Origin of the sequence: Scytonema hankhaensis NUACC26 (assembly GCF_045865695.1) — a bacterium.
Taxonomy (GTDB): Bacteria; Cyanobacteriota; Cyanobacteriia; order Cyanobacteriales; family Nostocaceae; genus Scytonema.
Genome location: NZ_BAACAP010000027.1, coordinates 1 through 4,199, shown reverse-complemented (window position 1 = coordinate 4,199; position 4,199 = coordinate 1). Strand labels below are relative to the sequence as shown.

Below are 4,199 nucleotides of genomic sequence, written 5' to 3'. Positions count from 1 at the left end.
GCGGGTGATAGCACTGTGCGGGAACAACGGGCGGTGCTGAAACACATCGGCAGGAGGTTAAGGAGCGACTGTGTGAACTCAGTTGCCATTTGGAAGCGATTGATTTTTTTTCTCAATCGCTGTAAACAAGAGGAACAAATTAAGTACTCCAAGGAAATTGAAAGAAGTTAACTATGAATGTGCTAATTGTCTATGCTCATCACGAACCCAAGTCCTTTAATGGCGCACTGAAAGACATCGCTGTTGCGGTTTTGACCGAGGTAGGCCACCAAGTAAAAGTGTCGGATTTGTATGCCATGAATTTCAAAGCCATTGCCGACCGGGCTGACTTTAAGGAGATGCTAGAGCCCGACTATTTGAAGTACGGGATTGAGCAGCGACATGCTTACGAGAACGATGCGCTAGCTGACGATATCAAGGCTGAACAAGAAAAGCTGCGTTGGGCAGACTTGCTAATCCTCCAATTTCCAATTTATTGGTTCTCGGTGCCCGCCATTCTCAAGGGCTGGGTGGACCGGGTGTTCACGACGGGCTTTGCCTACAGCAAAGGTATGTCTTACGACACTGGCGGATTGAAAGGCAAGCGAGCAATGCTTTCGTTCACTACTGGCGATCCGTTCGATACCTATGCCCACAACGGTCGTCATGGTGATATAGACATAGTGCTCTGGCCAATTCAGAATGGTATTCTCCGCTTTGTCGGCTTCGATGTTCTACCTCCATTTATTGCTTGGTCTGCTGCCAGAGGGGGTCAAGAGATTCGTGAGCGCCACTTGGTTGACTATCGTGGCAGACTTCTTGCCCTAGAGAGGACGGAGCCGCTATTTTTTCATTTAGCAGAGGATTACAACGAGTCGTGGCGGCTTCGACCAGGCATTGAAGCACGTACACCGGGGCAGAGAACGATGGCCCGAGATGAGTGTGTAAGCTTACGGAATGCTCAAGTCTTGCAACTAGGAAGTTCGCTTCTTGCAGAATAGCAGTATCCGCGCAACTCTCGATTTAGCCCAATCCCTTCAAACCTTTGTTCCGGCTCCTGTGTCCACGAGTACTTGTCGATCTCCAGTGTCGATCAAGAAAGCATTAATCGATGCCTCGACAGGATTAGTCAGAAAGTTTTTCTGAAGCAGGCGATCGGTTTCTGTTGGGTTCGTATTCGACAGCAGCGTATGTAGATCCTGGGGGAGTGTGCCGTCGCTCAGGACTGTAATTGTGAAATCACCTAACTTGAATGGATAGTCCTAGATGTAATTTGTGCCTTGGTTTCTATTTATGGGTAGTGTTCTAGATTAGTGGTTAAGACTCCTGAAACGTTCAACATCTAAACCCTTCAGGCAAAGAGCAATAAATCTAGAACACCACCGTTCTATCTGAAGTATATTGAGTTCCAATGCTTGACTGCTTTCAGATTCTTACGACGATTTGTCAGATTCTTCTGGTGAAGAGCAAGCCCCCCAGATTTCTCATCAGCATAAGCCATTTTAGGAGCTAGAGACCTTGAACAAAAGAGCGTTCTAGACAATCTGGCTTGCATGACAGACTGTTTTTTTGAAGATTTATTCTATAAGCCTTGCTTCACAGGCTTTACAAGCTATTTTAGGGAAGCGTAGTGAGAAATCCGGGATTAATGAAACTGCGATCGTAGATATTCCTGAAGCTGACGATCGAGATGTAGAAGATGCTATCCTCGCTGCTCGTCGCACTTTTGATGACGGCTATTGAGCAAAAATGACCGAACATGAGCGACAGCATTAAGAAAACTATTTTTCAGGGGGAACTATCGATGAAACTTACTGACACTAAAATTCCCATAACAAATGACATCGATTTCAGCCAAAGGCAAATTACGACAAATATTAAACCCAAACAGAAAAAACTTACTACTCATTGGTTACTTGACGAAAACTCCAAGCTTTTTAGCCAGTGAGTTCTGGAAGATTAATTGAAAGCAAATTTCAACAATAAATACTGAGAGAAATAGCTTTATGAACATTGCAATTATTGGAGGTGGAATTGGCGGTTTGGCAACCGCGAATGCACTACTCACGAAGGGATTTAAAGTACAAGTCTACGAGCGAGCCAAAGTTTTGCGACCGATTGGTGCGGGTCTAAGCTTAACCCCAAACGGTTTGAATAGCCTCAATGCGGTTCAACCAGGGATAGCCCAGACATTAATAAAAGCAGGCAGTCCAATCCATACTTTAATCTTGAAACGCATCACTGGAGAGACGATTGCGTCAAAGTCAATGGAAATAATGCAGAGATATGGACAGCCCATGTTAATGATTCAGTGGTCAAAACTGCAAGCCGTTCTGGCATCGGTACTACCGCCCGAAATCATTCATCTTCAGCATCGCTGTGTAGGCTTTGAGGAGCAAGACGACAGTGTTAAGGTCTATTTTCCAGATGGAAAAACAGTCCAAGCAGACTTGCTGATTGGCGCAGATGGCATTAATTCTGTTGTCAGGCAGGGAATAATAGGAGATGGGTTTCCTAACTATGCAGGGCGAATGTCTTGGCGGGCGCTCGTTCGATATTCTCACGAGCAATTGTCTCCCAACGCAACAACTGTAATAACGTCATCCAATGGTCAAAATTCCATGCTGATGGATGTGGGGGATGGTTATACCTTTTGGGGTACAAGTGCATTATCGGCAGACGATTATGTCAATCGACGGGCAACCGATGCTAAGACTCACGTTTTGAAGATATTTGCAGGGTGGGCAGAGCCTGTAGGGGCGATAATCGCAGCCACACCCGCAGCAGATATTGTAGAGCGCCCTATTTGCGATCGCCCGCCCTTAGATCGTTGGAGTAAGGGTAGAGTGACGCTCTTGGGAGATGCGGCTCATCCTGTCGTCCCCTCTCTAGGACAAGGTGCAAATATGGCGTTTGAGGACGCTTACGAACTAGCGGAGTGTCTTGCCGTCGCTCCGAATATAGAGGCGGCACTTAATGCTTATGAAAACAGTCGCATTCCTCGTACAGCAATTATTTACGATCGCAGTGCTACTCAGGGTTATAAAGCTTATCAACCCGATAGTGAAAACACATTCACTGAAATGATGAAACCATCTTTTAGGAGTCAGGATGACTTTGAAGCATGGCTTTATCGCTATAATCCAATCGCTCAAAAGCGAAAAGTTTATTAAGCGTCTTTAATATTAGATTAAGGAGAACTAACAATGAGCGATCGCATTTCTGCCGAGCTCGGCGACGAGATTTCGGGGGCCACCTGGAATTTTGCCTACTGATACGACAACTTAGCAAAACTATTGTGGTCAGTAGATCTACATTGCGATCGCAGATATTGCTCTACAAGTCGGCTTCGCCAGTCAAAGCCATCTATTTCAGCAGTTTAAGCGCCTGACTGGAATGACCCCAAAACAGATTCGCTAACTCTATTACGCACGGGCAAAGGAGACAAAGATGAGGATCGAAGCAACCAGAGGAAAGCAGGGAATTGGAATGGAAGTGAAAGACGCGACTGACGTGGAGGCTGCCCAGTGGGGTAAGTATCGGTGGTGGCGGTATGTTCTGGGACTAATGGTCATACTCTTTTCGTGGCTGGTAGTCGGCAGCGTCGGTAACGCGATGGAACAAACACTCGAACAGAATAAAACATTCATCCGCAATCACTTTGAGGAGTTTGTGAACCGCAAAAATTCTGCCATTGCCTACCAAAACTTCGCACCTAACTTTATAGATCGTGAAGAACCTTTTGTAGGATTGGTGAGTCCCGAACTGGTTAAGCAGACGATGGAGAAGGCATACGTAAAGTATCCCGATTTGCACGTTACAGTTGAGGACGCGATCGCTGAGGGTGACAAGGTTATGGTGCGGTGTCTGTGGCGCGGAACCGATGCATCTACGGGAAAGAAGATGGAGTTTAAGGGCTTTGTGCTTTGGAGATTAGCAGATGGCAAACTTGCTGAACGTTGGGCGACGGTTACACCGCCACTTCGATAATCATCCGGCGTGACTTACTACAAGTTGAGTCATCAAGGCATCGCTTTTTTAGTCAATATTGATTGAAACAGGAGAAACAGAATGATACTGCAAGATAAAGTGGCGTTAGTGACTGGTGGCACAACGGGTATTGGCAGAGCAACAGCGATCGCCTTCGGTGCTGCTGGAGCAAAGGTAGTATTCTCAGGCAGACGCGACGCAGAAGGTGAAAAAACCGCCAAACTGATTCG

At 46.3% G+C, this 4,199-nt stretch carries 6 protein-coding genes; all 6 read left to right on the top strand.

The window, feature by feature from the left end; genetic code table 11:
• Window positions 1-173 precede the first annotated feature (173 nt).
• Window positions 174-980 carry an NAD(P)H-dependent oxidoreductase gene (locus tag ACKTT2_RS00475; RefSeq protein ID WP_407882872.1) on the top strand — a complete coding sequence of 269 codons (807 nt, stop codon included), beginning with the start codon at window positions 174-176 and terminating at the stop codon, window positions 978-980.
• A 568-nt stretch (window positions 981-1,548) separates the two neighbouring features.
• A complete protein-coding gene (locus ACKTT2_RS00470) occupies window positions 1,549-1,722 on the top strand; it encodes a hypothetical protein (protein WP_407882870.1) in 174 nt (57 codons plus the stop codon).
• A gap of 263 nt (window positions 1,723-1,985) precedes the next feature.
• Window positions 1,986-3,152 (top strand): FAD-dependent oxidoreductase, encoded by a 1,167-nt coding sequence (locus ACKTT2_RS00465; protein ID WP_407882868.1) that lies wholly within the window; start codon window positions 1,986-1,988, stop codon window positions 3,150-3,152.
• Between the two features lie 136 nt (window positions 3,153-3,288).
• Window positions 3,289-3,399, top strand: coding sequence for an AraC family transcriptional regulator (locus ACKTT2_RS00460; protein ID WP_407882876.1), 111 nt, complete (start codon window positions 3,289-3,291; stop codon window positions 3,397-3,399).
• Window positions 3,400-3,429: 30 nt separating this feature from the next.
• Window positions 3,430-3,969, top strand: coding sequence for an ester cyclase (locus tag ACKTT2_RS00455; RefSeq protein ID WP_407882866.1), 540 nt, complete (start codon window positions 3,430-3,432; stop codon window positions 3,967-3,969).
• Between the two features lie 81 nt (window positions 3,970-4,050).
• Window positions 4,051-4,199 (top strand): SDR family NAD(P)-dependent oxidoreductase (locus ACKTT2_RS00450; RefSeq protein ID WP_407882874.1); only part of this gene is annotated, 149 nt, incomplete at its 3' end.

Excerpts from the sequence above, each read along its gene's own strand:
- ACKTT2_RS00475 (WP_407882872.1), top strand. The coding sequence starts at position 174 with ATGAATGTGCTAATTGTCTATGCTCATCACGAACCCAAGTCCTTTAAT.
- ACKTT2_RS00465 (WP_407882868.1), top strand. The coding sequence starts at position 1,986 with ATGAACATTGCAATTATTGGAGGTGGAATTGGCGGTTTGGCAACCGCG.
- ACKTT2_RS00455 (WP_407882866.1), top strand. The coding sequence starts at position 3,430 with ATGAGGATCGAAGCAACCAGAGGAAAGCAGGGAATTGGAATGGAAGTG.